Genomic DNA, 542 nt, shown 5'->3' with positions numbered 1-542 from the left:
CCCGCCGCTGATCCTTGAGATAGGCGGAATGTATATCAAGGGAAACCTCTTAAGAGGCACCCTGCATCTGGTTGGAGAAGAGGATATGCCGGTAACGCTGACGCGGAAGAAATGAAAATGAAATATATATTACTGGCTGCCTTATTTATTGTAAGCGGCTGGACAAATACGTATTGCAGGATTGAGAACTAAGTTTAGATTACATCGTTCGGATTTAGTGCAGTATAACTTGTACGGAGGATTGCGGAGCCTATTCCGGATTATTCTGCGGGAATCAGGAAGCCGCCGAAAGCACGGCCGTTATCTGCTCCCTGCTCGGCTGCTGCAAAGAACATGGTATCAACCCCCGCGAATGGCTCAATGAGGTCATCACCAAACTGCCTTATTACCTTGCCCCAAAATCGGGGGAAAATCTGGAGCAGCTACTTCCCGGCCAGTGGAGAGGATGCAGGCAAAGTTCAGACAATCTGCCGGCAATTCCGGGAATGTCCCCGGACTTTCCTTAGACGTAAGCCTTTTATTAACGGTCGTACCACAAATGA

General features: G+C 48.7%; 1 pseudogene. It reads left to right on the top strand.

From position 1 onward, the window contains the following. Positions 1 to 260: 260 nt before the first annotated feature. A pseudogene (locus ACFO6W_RS18540) lies at positions 261 to 506 on the top strand (transposase domain-containing protein); the annotation flags it as partial. Positions 507 to 542 lie beyond the last annotated feature (36 nt).

This window comes from Dysgonomonas termitidis (assembly GCF_042654545.1).
In the GTDB taxonomy this organism is placed as follows: Bacteria; Bacteroidota; Bacteroidia; order Bacteroidales; family Dysgonomonadaceae; genus Dysgonomonas; species Dysgonomonas termitidis.
This window is presented reverse-complemented; position numbering and strand designations above follow the sequence as displayed.